At 64.1% G+C, this 14,882-nt stretch carries 15 protein-coding genes; 7 read left to right on the top strand and 8 right to left on the bottom strand.

Going from position 1 to position 14,882, the window contains the following annotated elements; translation table 11 throughout:
• Window positions 1-6: 6 nt before the first annotated feature.
• The 7 genes from ACLB6G_RS10965 to betI all read right to left on the bottom strand — a co-directional run bounded on the left by ACLB6G_RS10965 (window position 7) and on the right by betI (window position 7,391).
• Window positions 7-1,293 carry a DUF6638 family protein gene (locus ACLB6G_RS10965; protein ID WP_410356208.1) on the bottom strand — a complete coding sequence of 429 codons (1,287 nt, stop codon included), beginning with the start codon at window positions 1,291-1,293 and terminating at the stop codon, window positions 7-9.
• Window positions 1,290-3,203 (bottom strand): AAA family ATPase, encoded by a 1,914-nt coding sequence (locus ACLB6G_RS10960; protein ID WP_410356207.1) that lies wholly within the window; start codon window positions 3,201-3,203, stop codon window positions 1,290-1,292. Before ACLB6G_RS10960 ends, ACLB6G_RS10965 begins: the two co-directional genes overlap by 4 nt.
• A gap of 36 nt (window positions 3,204-3,239) precedes the next feature.
• Window positions 3,240-4,388: a hypothetical protein gene (locus ACLB6G_RS10955; protein ID WP_410356206.1), complete on the bottom strand. Its 1,149-nt coding sequence runs from the start codon at window positions 4,386-4,388 to the stop codon at window positions 3,240-3,242.
• Window positions 4,389-4,410: 22 nt separating this feature from the next.
• Window positions 4,411-5,502, bottom strand: coding sequence for a hypothetical protein (locus tag ACLB6G_RS10950; protein WP_410356205.1), 1,092 nt, complete (start codon window positions 5,500-5,502; stop codon window positions 4,411-4,413).
• Window positions 5,503-5,652: 150 nt separating this feature from the next.
• Entirely contained in the window at window positions 5,653-6,036 is a 384-nt protein-coding gene (locus ACLB6G_RS10945) for a c-type cytochrome (RefSeq protein ID WP_410356204.1), read from the bottom strand.
• A gap of 140 nt (window positions 6,037-6,176) precedes the next feature.
• The gene (locus tag ACLB6G_RS10940; protein WP_410356203.1) at window positions 6,177-6,794 is read right to left on the bottom strand and encodes a thymidine kinase; all 618 of its coding nucleotides are present in this window, start codon (window positions 6,792-6,794) and stop codon (window positions 6,177-6,179) included.
• Window positions 6,795-6,812: 18 nt separating this feature from the next.
• Entirely contained in the window at window positions 6,813-7,391 is a 579-nt protein-coding gene (betI, locus tag ACLB6G_RS10935; protein ID WP_410356202.1) for a choline-binding transcriptional repressor BetI, read from the bottom strand.
• A gap of 154 nt (window positions 7,392-7,545) precedes the next feature.
• Here betI and ACLB6G_RS10930 point away from each other — a divergent pair, with 154 nt between their 5' ends.
• The 3 genes from ACLB6G_RS10930 (at window position 7,546) to choV (ending at window position 10,473) form a co-directional block, all read left to right on the top strand.
• Window positions 7,546-8,484, top strand: a complete 939-nt coding sequence (locus tag ACLB6G_RS10930) for a choline ABC transporter substrate-binding protein (RefSeq protein ID WP_410356201.1) — start codon at window positions 7,546-7,548, stop codon at window positions 8,482-8,484.
• Window positions 8,485-8,545: 61 nt separating this feature from the next.
• A complete protein-coding gene (gene choW / locus ACLB6G_RS10925) occupies window positions 8,546-9,382 on the top strand; it encodes a choline ABC transporter permease subunit (protein ID WP_410356200.1) in 837 nt (278 codons plus the stop codon).
• Entirely contained in the window at window positions 9,379-10,473 is a 1,095-nt protein-coding gene (gene choV / locus ACLB6G_RS10920) for a choline ABC transporter ATP-binding protein (RefSeq protein ID WP_410356199.1), read from the top strand. Before choW ends, choV begins: the two co-directional genes overlap by 4 nt.
• Here choV and ACLB6G_RS10915 read toward each other — a convergent pair.
• Window positions 10,458-10,916, bottom strand: coding sequence for an Lrp/AsnC family transcriptional regulator (locus ACLB6G_RS10915; protein ID WP_410356198.1), 459 nt, complete (start codon window positions 10,914-10,916; stop codon window positions 10,458-10,460). The genes choV and ACLB6G_RS10915 overlap by 16 nt on opposite strands.
• A 148-nt stretch (window positions 10,917-11,064) precedes the next feature.
• Here ACLB6G_RS10915 and ACLB6G_RS10910 point away from each other — a divergent pair, with 148 nt between their 5' ends.
• The 4 genes from ACLB6G_RS10910 (at window position 11,065) to ACLB6G_RS10895 (ending at window position 14,841) form a co-directional block, all read left to right on the top strand.
• On the top strand, window positions 11,065-11,499 hold the full coding sequence (locus ACLB6G_RS10910) for a universal stress protein (protein WP_410356197.1): 435 nt from the start codon (window positions 11,065-11,067) through the stop codon (window positions 11,497-11,499).
• A 20-nt stretch (window positions 11,500-11,519) separates the two neighbouring features.
• Entirely contained in the window at window positions 11,520-13,067 is a 1,548-nt protein-coding gene (locus tag ACLB6G_RS10905; protein WP_410356196.1) for an alanine/glycine:cation symporter family protein, read from the top strand.
• 182 nt (window positions 13,068-13,249) lie between these two features.
• On the top strand, window positions 13,250-14,014 hold the full coding sequence (locus ACLB6G_RS10900) for a 3-hydroxyacyl-CoA dehydrogenase (RefSeq protein WP_410356195.1): 765 nt from the start codon (window positions 13,250-13,252) through the stop codon (window positions 14,012-14,014).
• 80 nt (window positions 14,015-14,094) lie between these two features.
• Window positions 14,095-14,841 (top strand): HugZ family pyridoxamine 5'-phosphate oxidase, encoded by a 747-nt coding sequence (locus tag ACLB6G_RS10895; protein ID WP_410356194.1) that lies wholly within the window; start codon window positions 14,095-14,097, stop codon window positions 14,839-14,841.
• Window positions 14,842-14,882: the final 41 nt, after the last annotated feature.

Below are 14,882 nucleotides of genomic sequence, written 5' to 3'. Positions count from 1 at the left end.
CTCCCCTCAATCCTTGAGCCCGTAGAGGCGCAGCCGGAAGCCCGCCTTGTCTTTCAGATAAGTGCTTTTCAGCGTCTCAACAACGTTCTCGCGCCATGTATCCGTGAAGCCGGAATAGTCGTCGTAGAAACCCTGCTTGTTGAACACGTAGCGCGAGACGAAATCGAACGGCACGAAATCCGAGATCAGCCGGTTGGTCAGCCAGGCATCGGGATGGTCCGGTTTGGCCCGCACGACGAGGAACCGCTTGTCCGGTTCGACGCGGCCGACGTCCAGCCGTCCGGTCTGGGTGACCGCGCGCTTCGCCGACATCAGGAACGGATAGGTTCCTTCGTGGTTGATGAGGTCGGCATAGCGGTGCATCCACGTCTGCACCCACACCGTGTCGACCTGCGTCAGGTCCTTTTCCGGTTCGAGCTGGTGCATGAGCTGGCGCACCTTCATTTCGGCGCGATGCTCCAGATAGCCCGATTCCTCCAGCCACGAGGCGCGCGGCAGGTCCAGCCTGCCCGTCTCCGCCAGGAAGCGGAACACCCGCTCATGGTCGTCCAGCGACAGGTAGGAAACCTGCCAGGGCCGCGAGCGGCGGAAACCGGGCGCATCGGGGCGGGCGATCACCGTTGTCATGTGCGTGTCGATGAAGACGTAGAGCCCGCCGAAATGGCTGGTCCAGAAGGTGTTGTGCCGGAACACCACCTTGTCCGGCACCAAAGCGTTCTCGCGGATGTCGCCGGTGACCTTGGCGAGATCCACCATCGTTTCCAGCATGGCGTTGTCGCGCCAGGCATCGGGCTCCGTCTTCAGCCGGTCGACGAGTTCGCGCAATTGCGCCGCCTTGCCCACCACGTCCTCCGCCGACAGCACGCGGAACTGCACCTGGTTGATCGACAGCAGGTCCTCCACGTCATCGACAAAGGAAACCGAATCCTCGATCTCGCCGAAGATCACGTCCTTGATGGTCAGCGCATTGATGGCGCGGGCATTGGCCTGCATGAACTCGAACATGAGTTGGGAGGTATTGGAAAACCGCGTGTGGACGACGGGCAGGTCGCGCTGCGCCGGCGTCAGGATGATGAAGCGGCGGTTGATGCCGTTGGGATCGAGATAGTCGTAGTCGCCCAGTTCCTCCGCCACCTGCGGCGAGAAACCCGTGCGGTCGATCTCGAAGGATGTCAGCTTCGTTTCCGCCAGGCCGAATGCCTTGAGCGCCTTGTTGTAGCGCGCGATCAGGTGCGGCTCGCTGATCGGCAGCAGCCGTCCGTAGATCAGTTCGGAATCGACCAGGCGTTTCATGATCCTGCCCAGACCCCTCGCCGCTTCATGTCCTCGATCTCGCGCAGTGCCCGCTCGCGCAGCTTCTGGTCGCGCACGATGCGCGATACCGCCGCCTCGTCTGCCCGGTCGGAATAGCGGAACTCGCTGTCGGCGTAGCGGTTGATTTCCTGCATCACCATGGCCATGTCGAAGGGCCCGCGCAATTCCTCGATCATCGCCTTCTTCTCGTCGTAGGACCTGTGCATGAAGGTCTCCGGCGCCTCGAACCAGTCGTCCGGCAGGTCGATGTCCATGGCGCGCATCTTGATGGCATCGGTGATGTTCTTGATGGCCCGGCCGGTGAAGCGCGGCTCAGCCTGCTTGATCATGTGCAGATAGGCGCCGATGTCGGCCATCGTCCTCGGTTCGCCATGGTCGTTGAGGAACCGGTCATGGACCTTGCGAAGCCCTTCTTCCTGCGGCTTTGAATGCTGCTCGTAGGCGACCGATACCGCCTGCCTGATCTGTTGCGTCGCACCCACCTCGTGGTCGCCCAGCGGAATGGCGTGGTTCTTGCCGGCCAGCAGCACGAAGATGTCGACATAGTCCTCGAGCGTCTGCGGCCCGTCCACCAGCCAGCGGGCGCCGGCGCGCTGGCGCAGCGCATCGTCCACGTTTTCCGGATAGTTGGAGAACATCCCGAAGGAGCAGTTCCCGCGCACCACCGTCGACGCCCCGGCAAAGGCGCCCATGAGCACGCCGGTGATCTCGTGCTGGCCCGCCGACGCCCGGTCGTCGGAACGGCGCGCCGCGACCTGGTCGATGTCGTCGATCGTGCCGAAGCCGATGGCCCGCGGATTGAGCACGTTGTCGATGAAGGCCTTGCAGTTCTGGCCGGACTTGCCTTGGTAGGAGGAAATCTGGTCGACGCCGAAATTCTCGTAGTGGAAGGGATAGCCGGCCACCTGGCAGTAGCCGTGGATCAGTCCTGCCGTCATCTGGATCAGGATCGTCTTGCCCGTGCCCGGCGCGCCGTCGCCGATGAAGGTGAACAGGAAGCCGCCGAGGTCCACGAAGGGATTCATCTGCCGGTCGAAATCATAGGCCATCAGCATCTTGGCCAGCCGCATCGCCTGGTATTTGGCGATGTGGTTGCCGATGATCTCCTCGGGCTTCTTGAACGTCATCACCAGCGGCTTGCGCTTGGCCCCCGGCAGGACATCGAAACCGTTGAGCGTGAAGTCGTCCGCCTCGATGTGCAGATGCACGTCCTCGAAGGCGCCAAGCCCGGTGAAACGGCCCTTGCGCGCGATCAGCCCCTCCAGCGCGACACGCGCGAAACCCTTGGCGCGCGCCGTCATCACGGCGTCCCCGTCCGCTGCGGCAATCGCCTTGTCGAGGCCGGAAACCATGGCTTTCAGCGCATCCTGCGCCGTGTCGAACAGGAAGTCCGGCTCCGCGACGTCATTGGCCGGTTCATCCGTGCTTTCGATGAGTTGTGCGAGATAGGAGGCGAAGGCGAAGGCCGCGACATAGGCCTGGGCGTTCATCAGATGGCGGAACTCGGTCGCGTCGGCGCCTTCCAGCGGCGCGCGCCGGTTCTGCGCCTGCAGGCTCTCAAGCGCCGAGCCTTGCGCGAACACGTCGCCGACGGCCAGCGCGATGGCAAGCCCGCGCCGCGCCCGGAAGAGCAGCGTGTGGGCCGGGATCGACAGGAGCGCGTCGCCCTTGCCGATGGCCTGGATCGTCTTCGTCAGCTCCACCTCGCGGGTGCGCCGCGCGGCACCCGTCGAAACGGTGGAGACGAAGCGCCGGCCCGTGCCCGCCAGCGCTGTCGGCGAGCGTCCGTCGCCGTCCTCCATCACCACCATGCGCGTGACGAAGCTCTGCGCCGTGGCCATGTGTTTCGCGATATCGTCCTCGTGGATCGTCGTCAGGCCGGTATCCATGGGCAGTGTCCCCGAAATCCGCGCAAGGCTGCGCTCTCAAACATCGCTCACCACCTGCCCGCCGGCGATGGTGTGCACGGTATAGCCGTCGAAGATCTTGCGCGCCTCGCCCGCCGCGTAGAGCGCCTGGTAGGCTTCGTGCGGCAGCAGGGCATGTTTCTCATAGGCAGAGACCCCGGTGCGCGCGGCCTCCAGGTCGTCGGTGTTGATCAGGAATTCCTGGCGCGCCGGCGTCGAGGACCAGAAGCCGCGCTGGCCCGGCACCTCCGCCTTCGATTGCACCTCCTGAACCGTCCAGGTCAGCAGCCAGGCGTTTTCCGGCTTGAACACCCTGGACAGCACGTCGGAGACGATGGAATTGTTTTCCGTGATCCCGGCCGAATAGAACGGCCCCAGCACGATGCGGCGAAGCTGCTTGGGATGGAGCGCCGGGAAATCCTTGTCCATGTTGGTCGCGATCGTCGCCGGCGACAGCGAATAGGCGGAATTGCGCGCGCAGAAATCGTCGAAGGCGTGGGCCAGTTCCGGGTTGAGCAGGCCTTCGACCGGAAGCGGAATGGGAACGTCCTTGCGCAGCTTTCCCTTGCGGTCCACCAGGTCGCGCACCATGGCCTCCGAACTGTCCTCCACCGCGGCCATGTAGACCAGCGGCAGGTTGGCCGTGCCGTCGAAGGCGCCCCAGTGGACGAGATAATAGGGCCGCATCGCCTTCGGGTTGACCGATACCCGCACCGTGCGCGGCAGCACCAGCGGCGAGAACACCTGCCCGTCCTTCAGGCTTTCAAGGTAGAGCCGCTCCGCCATGGCCTGCTGCAGGGCTGTCGGCATGGCCTTGTGGCGCAGGATGAAATCCGCCATCTCGGCGCGCAATTCATCACCTTGCGGAATGGCAGCCAGCCGTTCGGTCGCCTTCGCCTTGTCGTTTTCCAGTTCCAGCACGTTCTGGAACACCGGATAGCCGCTTTCGGCCCGGCTGATGCGGAAACGGTCGGCAAAGCCCAGCCGGTTGCGCCAGCAGGCAAAGGAGGTTTCCAGCCGCGCCAGGTACTCCACCAGCACTTCCGCCACGATGCCGTGCCGGTAGAGCGGCGACGAATCGTCGCGCAGGAAGGTGTCCAGCCCGGCAAGGGCCGACCGGATGGCGGTGAAATAGCGTTCTGCCGGCGTGTCTGCGGAATCGGCCATGGCCTGGGCAACCTTCGCCGGCTCAGCCCTGCTTCACGTAATCGGCCGCGTTGTGCTTGCGCATCACCTCCTCGAAACGGCGCGCGAAATCCTCGTCGGCCAGTTTCTTGCGGCGCTGGATGTCTGCGGTCACGACCATGTTCTTCTCGTGCATTTCCAGCAGGTCGCCGATGTGCTTCTGCGCCGCGGCGCCGATGCCCGCCATGGTCTCCTCGGCGGTATTGTCGACCTGGCTTCCCAGCGTGTTGATCTTGTGGGCAACATCCTGCTGCGCCGCCGTCTTCAAGGAATCCTCCAGCGCCTTGTAGAGCACGATGCGCTGCTCCGTATCGATGGTCAGCTTGTTGATCAGCGTCTGCTGCGCGGCCTTCTGGTTGTTGAGCGAATCGACAAAGGTCTGGAACATCGAAGTGTAGCGTTCCAGCGTCTGGCTTTCGGCCAGCAGTTCCTGCTCCTTCGCCTGCGCCTCGTTGTATTCGGTCGCCAGTTGCGAGCGCTCGCTTTCCAGGTCCGTGCGCGTCTTCTGGTCGGTCGATGCGGCGATACGGTTTTCCACGTCGAGCAGCATCGGGTTGAGTTCCATGATGCGCTTCTGCGTCTCCTCAAGCCGCGCCATGGCATCCTTGCGGCGCTCCAGCACCTGCTTCAGGCTGGCTTCGGAACTGGCATAGCGGCTGTCGAGCACCTGCTTCTGGTTTTTCAGGATGCCGACGATCGTGTCGGACTTGGACAGCAATTCCTGGAGGTTGCCGGCCAGCGACATGTTGCGCACGCGTTCGGTGCGCATGCGCTGCATGTTCTGTTTGGAGAAGATGCCGATGAACTTCTCCCAACCGGTATAGTTCTTCATGCTCTCGAATTCGGAGCCGAAGACATTCGTCGCATCTTCCAGGCCGATGATGAGATCGGCGATGTTCGCCTCCATCGTCTTCTGCTGCTGGATCACGTCCTGGATCCGCGCATTCTCGATGTCGAAATCCGCCTCGCCGATCTTCGCGTCCGCCTTGGCGAACTTCTCCAGGATCACGCCGGACTGCTCGATCTTGGAGCGCATGCTTTCGACCTGCTGGCGGGTCCGCTCGATTTCCTGGTCGAAATTCTGAAGCTGGGCCATGGATTTTCCCCTCAAGCCTGCCTGTGCCACGATTGAATTGACTATAGGTATGGCCCCTTGCGATTGAAAGACTGGCCATGCCGGAACCCAAAAGAAAAGGCGGGGCAACCTGCCCCGCCCGTGACGCATGTCACATGACCTTGGAACCGGTCAGTTCGGTGCCTTCAGGTAGGCGATGAGGTTGGCGATGTCCTCGTCCTTCTTCAGGCCGGCAAACGCCATCTTGTTGTTCGGGATGTAATCCTTCGGGTCCTTCATGTAGGCCGCGATGGTTTCCTCGTTCCACACGAGGCCTTCCTCGCCCTTCGCCTTCATGCTGTCCGAATACTTGAAGCCTTCGACAGTACCGGCGGTGCGGCCGATAATGCCGTCGAGATGCGGACCGACCTTGTTCTTGCCATTCACGTCGTGGCACGCGCGGCACTTGTTGAACACCTTCTTGCCGGCGGCGGCGTCACCCTCGGCATGGGCGGGCACGGCCAGCGCCGACATGGCGGCAACGATGGAGAGGCCGAGCACGGTACGAATCTTCATAATGTCCTCCTTGCGGGATATTGATGGTCGTCCTTCGCTGCGCAGCATACACAAAATGCCCGGCAATGACATGGGACATTTTGGCAGTATGGAAGGAATATTCTCGCAAGAATTGCAGAAAATGCTTCTGGAATGCATCTTCAGCGTCCGGCGAAGCCGACCAGGTCCTCGGCCTGCCAGCGGCCCATTTCCTCTTCCCAGTGCCGGCGGCAAAGCGAGACGTAGCGCTCCTCGCCACCGATCACCACCTGCGCGCCCTCGTGCACGACCTTGCCGTCCGGCCCGAGCCGGACGACCATGGACGCCTTCCGGCCGCAGCGGCAGATCGTGCGAACCTCGCGCAGGTCGTCCGCGATCGCCAGCAATTCGCGTGAGCCGGGGAAAAGTTCGCCACGGAAGTCGGTGCGCAATCCGTAGGCCATGACCGGCACGCCCAGACGGTCGGCCACCCGTGCGAGTTGCCAGACCTGGTCCGGTTCGAGGAATTGCGCCTCATCGACGAAAACGCAGTGCAGCGGGCCGTGGTCCTCCATCCTCTGGCGCACGCGCTCGAACAGGTCCTCGCCGGCGAAGAACTGTTCGGCATCCTTGGCCAGCCCGATTCGCGAGGCGATCCGGCCGATTCCGGCGCGGTCGTCCAGCCGGGCGGTGAACAGCATCACCTCCATGCCGCGTTCGCGGTAATTGTGCGCCGCCTGCAGGAGCAAGGTCGATTTTCCGGCGTTCATCGCCGAATAGTGAAAATAGAGCTTGGCCATGGATCCGTGCCCGTCCGTCTATTGCCCCGCCGTCATGCAGTCCACATAGGCTTCCACCATGGCCTGTGCCGATCCCGCCTCCTCGGGTATCGCGCCCAGCGCCGCCCGGATGTAGAAGCCGTCGATCAGGGCCGACACGCCTTCGGCGATGGCGCCCGCCTTCGCGCCGGCGATCGGCCGCAACGCATCGATCAGGTTGGAGCGAAGCCGCCCGTGATAGGCCGACAGGAGCCGCCGGGCCGGCTCCGAGCCCTGCGCATGCACGTAGAAGACCAGCCAGGCCGATACCGTCTCGGGCCGGAACTGCTCGGGCGCCAGCGAGGCCGCGATGATGGCCGAAACCCGCGACCGCGGGCCGGAGGCCTGGCCGAGCGCATGGCGAACCGCCGCACCGTATTCGGACAGCAGGTGGCGCATGGCCGCCAGCAGCAGCGCTTCCTTGGAACCGAAATAGTGGTGCGCCAGCCCCTGGCTCACCCCGGCATGGCGCGCGATCTGGCTGATCGTGACATCCAGCGATCCCTTGTCGTGGATGGCCGCGATGGCCGCCTCGATGAGCGTCTTGCGGCGTATGGGCTCCATGCCGACCTTGGGCATGCGGCGGTCCTTTTCCGGTCTCTTTATTGAACACTCATTCAATAAAGCCTTGCAAATCGCGCACGAATGTGGCGGACTTGCAAAAAACCTATCCGAGCGCGCCCTGATCTGTAAGGGTGTGCGCGATCAATGAACAGGAAATGGGAGAGCCTTCATGCGAATGATCCTCGCCGCAGCCTTTGCCGCAGCAACAGCCATTGCCACCCCCGCCATTGCGGCCGAGCCGGAAAGCTGCGCCACCGTGCGCTTCTCCGATGTCGGCTGGACCGACATCACCGCCACCACCGCCGCCACGACCGAGGTGCTCAAGGCGCTGGGCTACGGCACGGATATCAAGGTCCTCTCGGTGCCGGTGACCTATGCCTCCATGAAGAACAACGACATCGACGTCTTCCTCGGCAACTGGATGCCGACCATGGAAGGCGACATCAAGGCCTATCGCGAGGACGGCAGCGTCGACACCGTGCGCGAGAACCTGGAAGGCGCGAAATACACGCTTGCCACCAACAAGGCCGGCGCCGATCTCGGCATCGCGGATTTCGCCGACATCGCCAAGAACAAGGAAGCGCTCGACGGCAAGATCTACGGCATCGAGCCCGGCAATGACGGGAACCGCCTGATCCTCGACATGATCGAGAAGGACGCCTTCGGCCTGTCCGGTTTCGAAGTGGTGGAATCCTCCGAACAGGGCATGCTGGCCCAGGTGGGCCGCGCCTCCAAGCGCGACGAACCCATCGTCTTCCTTGGCTGGGAACCCCATCCGATGAACGCCAATTTCGATCTCACCTACCTGACCGGCGGCGACGATTTCTTCGGCCCCGACCTCGGTGGCGCCACGGTCTACACCAACACCCGCGCCGGCTATGTCGCCGAATGCCCGAATGTCGGCAAGCTGCTTCAGAACCTCAAGTTCTCGCTGGCGATGGAGAACCAGATCATGGGCGCCATCCTCGACGAGGGCAAGGATCCGGCCGTCGCGGCAACGGACTGGATGAAGGCCAATCCCGATACGGTGATGGGCTGGCTGGACGGCGTCACCACCAGGGACGGCGGCGATGCGGAGGCAGCCGTCAAGGCCGCCCTCGGCCTGTGAAGAACGCCGGGCCCGGTAAAACCGCCGGGCCCGTTCCTTCTGTCCCTGGGCAACGGATCGCATGGATTTCCTGACGGACAACAAGATCCCGGTCGGCCAGACCGCGCGCGCGGTCGTCGACTGGATGACCGATCATCTCGGCTGGTTCTTCGATGGCCTGGCATCGGTCATGGAGACCCTGATCGACGGCCTGCTCGCCGTGATGTCCTGGCCCCATCCGCTCCTCGTCACCCTGCTTTTCACCGCGCTTGCCTTTGCCTTGCGTCGCTCGCTCGCGGTGGCGGCGCTCACCGGGGCGGGGTTCCTCTTCATCATCAACCAGGGCTACTGGGACGAGACGCTGGAAACGCTGACACTCGTGATCTCGTCCTGCATCCTGTGCATGGGCGTCGGCGTGCCCATCGGCATTGCCGCCGCCCACCGGCCCCGGCTCTACGCCGCCCTGCGCCCCCTGCTCGACCTGATGCAGACCCTGCCCACCTTCGTCTATCTCATCCCGGCCATCGTGTTCTTCGGCATCGGCATGGTTCCCGGCCTCATCGCGACCGCGATCTTCGTCTTGCCCGCGCCGATCCGCCTGACCCATCTCGGCGTGTCCTCCACGCCGCCGCAATTGCTGGAGGCGGGCCTGGCCTTCGGCGCCTCGCGCAGTCAGTTGCTGTGGAAGGTCGAGCTGCCATGGGCCGTGCCGCAGATCATGGCCGGCCTCACCCAGACCATCATGCTGTCGCTGTCCATGGTCGTCATCGCCGCCCTTGTCGGCGCCGACGGCCTCGGCGTGCCGGTGGTGCGCGCGCTCAACACGGTCAATACGGCTCTGGGATTCGAGGCCGGTTTCGTGATCGTCGTCGTCGCCATCCTGCTCGACCGCATGTTCCGCGCTGGGCGTGAGAAATGACAGACCATCCCGCCATCCGCATCGAGAATGTCTGCATCATGTTCGGCGACGAGCCGGAAAGCGCCATGGCGCTGGCCGACGAGGGCATGAGCCGGGCCGATATCCAGGAGCGCACCGGCCAGGTGCTCGGCGTTCACGACTGCTCGCTGGACATCGCCGAAGGCGAGATCCTTGTCCTGATGGGCCTGTCGGGTTCCGGCAAGTCCACCCTGCTGCGCGCCATCAACCGGCTGAACCCGATCACCCGCGGCGAGGTGACGATCTGGTGCGGGGGAGAACCGCGCCAGGTGGGTGCCGCCGGCGAGAAGAGCCTGCGCGAGATCCGGTCCAGCCACGTCTCCATGGTCTTCCAGCAATTCGCCCTGCTGCCCTGGCGCAGCGTCGCCGACAATGTCGGCCTCGGGCTTGAGCTTTCCGGCATGGGGAAGACCGAACGCGACGCGAAGGTGCGCGAACAGCTCGACCTGGTCGGCCTGTCCGCCTGGGCCGATCGCAAGGTGGAGGAACTGTCGGGCGGCATGCAGCAGCGCGTCGGCCTGGCCCGCGCATTTGCCACGGGCGCACCCATCCTGCTGATGGACGAGCCCTTCTCCGCGCTCGATCCGCTGATCCGCAACCGCCTCCAGGACGAGCTGCTCGACCTGCAGGAGCGCCTGAAAAAGACCATCGTCTTCGTCAGCCACGACCTTGACGAGGCCATGAAGATCGGCAGCCGCATCGCCATCATGGAGGGCGGGCGCATCATCCAGTGCGGCACCGCCCAGGAGATCCTGCTGCAACCGGCCAACGACTACGTGTCGGATTTCGTCGCGCACATGAACCCGGTCTCGGTGCTGCGGGCCCGCGACGTCATGCGCCCGGGCGTCAGCCGCACCGGCCAGGCGGCCGCCGGCACGGTCACGCCGGAAACGGGCCTGCGCGAACTCATCGACCTGGCGGCCAGCCGCAAGGGCTCGTTCGGCGTCGTCGAACGCGGCAAGATCATCGGCGAGGTGGATGCCGACGCGATCGTCGCGGCGATTGCCCGCTACCAGCGGTCCGACAGCGCAGGACACACGGCCGGACCGGACGCGGCTCACCGCCCCAGGTAGAACCCGCGGAATTCCTTGACCGTCGACAGGCTCAGATGCGTCTTCATCTGGGATACCGACGGTATTTCCGACAACCGGTTGCGGTAAAGCGACTCGTACTCCGACGTGTTGCGCGCCGCGACGCGAACCAGATAGTCGGATTCGCCCGAAATCAGGTGGCATTCCAGGATTTCAGGCATCCGCTTGATCGCCTCCTCGAAGGCGTGGATGTCGGCCTTGCGCTGGCTCACCAGCTTGACCTCGATGAACACCTGGATTTCCAGCCCCACCTTCCGCCGGTCCAGACGCGCCGCGTAGTAGGCGATGATCCCCTTCGCCTCCATCGCGCGTACCCGCCTGTGGCAGGCCGACAGCGACAGGCCGACGACGTCCGAGAGGCGCGCCATTGACATCTGGCCGTCATCCTGCAAGCAAGAAAGTATCTTCTGATCAAACTCATCCATGGCAAATTTTCCCGAATATTACTTTGATGTGACTTATTTTTCCGAAATTTTCCCGATACGCAAGAAAATCAGGGAACCTTTCATGCCCGACTCCCGCCACAATCCTTCCACGGCTTGGAGGAGCCGGATTGCAACCAGGGAGGTCAGCATGTCTGAACGTTTCGTCGTCGGCTATGACGGCAGCGCGCCCGCGAGGCGCGCACTCGATTTCGCCATAGGCAAGGCCAGGGCACAGGGCGCCACGATCATCGTCGCCCATGTGCTGGAATGGTCCCCCTACTCGTTCCTCACCCCCACGGAACTGGAAGAGCGGCACATGCGCCGCAAGGAGGAACTGGCCAGGGCGCAGGAGGCCATTCTCGATCCGGTCATCGCCGAGGTGCGCGGCATGGGCATCGAGACCGATGGCGTCATCCGTTACGGGCATGTCGCCGACACCTTGTCGGCCGTCATCCGCGATCGCGATGCAAGCCAGATCTTCATCGGCCGCAGCGGCAACAGCGAGCTTTCCTCGCGGATCTTCGGATCCGTGGCCGGCAGTCTCGCCCAAAGCTCGCCGGTGCCCTGCACCATCGTTCCCTGACAGGAAGCGGATACCAGATCATGACACGCATTTTTCCTGCGGCGGCCGCGGCCGTCATCACCCTCGCCATGTCCACGATTCCGGCAAACGCGCAGTCTCTCGACGACACCATCAATGCGGTGTTCTCGAGCGCGACAGGCTGGTTCGTGAACTTCATCTTCAGCCCCCTGCCCGGAACGTCTTTCCCCTGGATCGTCGCCTGGCTGGTCGTCGCCGCCACGGTCTTCACCATCTATTTCGGGCTGATCCAGTTCCGGGCGTTTCCCCATTCGATCGCGCTGGTGCGGGGCGACTATTCCGACCCGAATGACGCTGGCGAGGTATCCCACTTCCAGGCGCTCGCCACGGCGCTTTCGGGCACGGTCGGCCTCGGCAACATCGCCGGCGTGGCCGTTGCCATCGGCATTGGCGGACCGGGCGCCACCTTCTGGATGATCCTGGCCGGGCTCATGGGCATGGCGTCCAAGTTCACCGAGTGCACGCTCGGCGTCAAATACCGCAACGAATACCCGAACGGGACCGTCTCCGGCGGACCGATGTACTACATGACCAAGGGCTTCGCCGAGCGCGGCCTGCCCGGCGGCAAGGCGCTCGCCATCCTGTTCTCCATCTTCTGCATCCTCGGCGCGCTGGGTGGCGGCAACATGTTCCAGGCCAATCAGGCCCACGCGCAGTTGTCCAATGTCATCGGCGACTATCCCGGCTGGATTACCGGCGTCATCTTCGCCGGCATCGTCTTCGCCGTGATCGTCGGCGGCCTGCAATCAATCGCCCGTGTCACCGAGAAGGTGGTTCCGTTCATGGGCATCATGTATGTGGCCGCCGCCGTGGTCATCATCCTCATGAACGCCGACAAGATCGGCTGGGCCTTCGGCCAGATCATCGAAGGCGCCTTCACCGGCCTCGGCGTGGCCGGCGGCATGGTCGGCGCCCTCATCCAGGGCTTCAAGCGCGCTGCCTTCTCCAACGAGGCGGGCGTCGGCTCCGCGGCCATCGCCCATTCGGCGGTGCGCACCAAGGAGCCGATCACGGAGGGCTTCGTCTCCCTGCTCGAACCCTTCATCGACACGGTTGTCATCTGCACCATGACGGCGCTCGTCATCATCATCACCGGGCAACTGGTCAGCGACGCGGAGACGGGCCTCTACCTGCTCAACGAGAGCGGTTCGGCCATCCAGACCATCGACGGCAATACCGGCGTGGCGCTCACCTCGGCGGCCTTCTCCTCGGCCTTCGGCTGGTTCAGCTACGTCCTCGCGCTGGCGGTCATCCTGTTCGCCTTCTCCACCATGATCTCCTGGTCCTATTACGGGCTGAAGGCATGGACCTACCTGTTCGGCGAGGGCCGCACCAAGGAACTGGCCTTCAAGGTGATCTTCTGCATCTTCGTCATCATCGGCGCCTCTGCCAATCTGGGTCCCGTCATCGACTTCTCCGATGCCGCGATCTTCGCCATGGCCGTGGTCAACGTGATTGCGCTCTACCTGCTGATGCCCATCGTCAAGCGCGAACTGGACAGCTACCTTTCGCGCCTGAAGTCGGGCGAGATCCGCAAGTTCGCCCATTGAGCGGACTTGCAGCGTGACCTGCGGCGGGCGGCCCTGGCCGCCCGTCTGCATGTTCCGGGCAAGCAAGCTGTGGCATCCGCCCGCTGCCCGGGGCTTTGCCATTGCAACGCCCCGCGCGTCCGTCCTACAATCCCGATCATTACAGATCATAACTATCTCTGCTCGCCTTTGGAGGAGACAACATGCAGATCAAGGGACTAGTGGCCGCGGTGACCGGCGGTGGTTCGGGACTGGGCGAAGCGACCGCCCGCGCGCTGGCCGCGAACGGGGCGAAGGTGGCTTGCCTCGACGTCAACATGAAGGGCGCGGAAGCCGTCGCCGCCGACATTGGCGGCGCAGCAATCCGCTGTGACGTATCGAGCGCCGAAAGCGGCGTCGCCGCCATGGCCGAGATCAAGGAAAAGCTCGGCGACTGGCCGCGCATCCTCGTCAATTGCGCCGGCATCGGCACTGTCGGCAAGACCGTCGGCAAGGAAGGCGCGCTCAACCTCGAGGTGTTCCAGCGCACCGTGAATGTCAACCTGGTCGGCTCCTTCAACATGATCCGGCTGATGGCGGAGAAGTGCCAGGACATGGACCCGCTGGACGGCGGCGAACGTGGCGTCATCATCAACACGGCTTCTGTCGCGGCCTTTGACGGCCAGATCGGCCAGGTCTCCTATTCGGCATCCAAGGGCGGCGTCGTCGGCATGACCCTTCCCATTGCCCGGGACCTGTCACGCTCCGGCATCCGCGTCGTGACCATCGCGCCGGGTCTTTTCAAGACGCCGATGATGGCGGGCCTTCCCGAAGACGCGCAGATTTCGCTGGGCCAGCAGGTCCCCTTCCCGCCGCGCCTCGGCGATCCGGCGGAATATGCCGCGCTCGCCATTCACATCGTCGAGAACCAGATGCTGAACGGCGAGACGATCCGTCTCGACGGAGCCATCCGCATGGCGCCGCGCTGATTGCCCTGCCTGTTTCCTGTCAGTGCTGATATGATCCTGCCCGCATGTGCCATGATTGCCAGGCGGGCAGGACAGACGACATGACGGACAAGCGTGGCGACCCGGCAAGGCCTGCCGACGACGAGGCCCGCCATCTTGCCAGCCGTTTGCTGAGGACCGCGCGTCATGGCGCGCTCGCCGTGCTTGATCCGCAGACCGGAACGCCCATGGTCAGCCGCGTCGGATTGGCGACGGCGGTGGACGGAACGCCGCTCATCCTCGTATCCACGCTCGCCGGTCACACGGCCGGTCTTGCCGGCGATCCCCGATGCTCGATCCTCGTTGGCGAACCCGGAAAGGGCGATCCGCTCGCTCATCCGCGCATGACAATCGCATGCCGGGCCGTGAAACTGGACCGCGACGCGGAAGAAGGCCGCCAGGCCAGGATGCGCTATCTCGCCGCCAACCCGAAGGCTGCGCTCTATGCCGGTTTCGCCGATTTCTCCTTCCATGCCCTGTTGCCCCAGGCGGCAAGCCTGAATGGCGGTTTCGGCCGTGCCTGGCGCCTGGCGGCAGCCGACCTGCTGTCGGACGGGAACGCATCGGCGCGCTTCGCGACGGAGCAGCACCGCCTTCTGGAATGGCTGCATGACGAGGGCCGCCCGCGACTGCTTGCCGCGGCGCGGGCCGCAGGCCTGCCGGACCGGGGAGTGACGGCGACCGGCGTCGATCCCGGCGGCATCGACCTGACGATCCGGGGCCGGGCGGAACGTCTGGCTTTCGACCGTCCGGCTGACATGCCCGGACAAGTTTGCCAACGCCTGGCATCGCTCGGCGCAAGCCGGTGATTCGCGCTTACGTTTCAGAAAACAGGCTCGATTGCATTTTT

Origin of the sequence: Zhengella sedimenti, from assembly GCF_046506625.1 — a bacterium.
Taxonomy (GTDB): Bacteria; Pseudomonadota; Alphaproteobacteria; order Rhizobiales; family Rhizobiaceae; genus Zhengella; species Zhengella sedimenti.
This window is presented reverse-complemented; position numbering and strand designations above follow the sequence as displayed.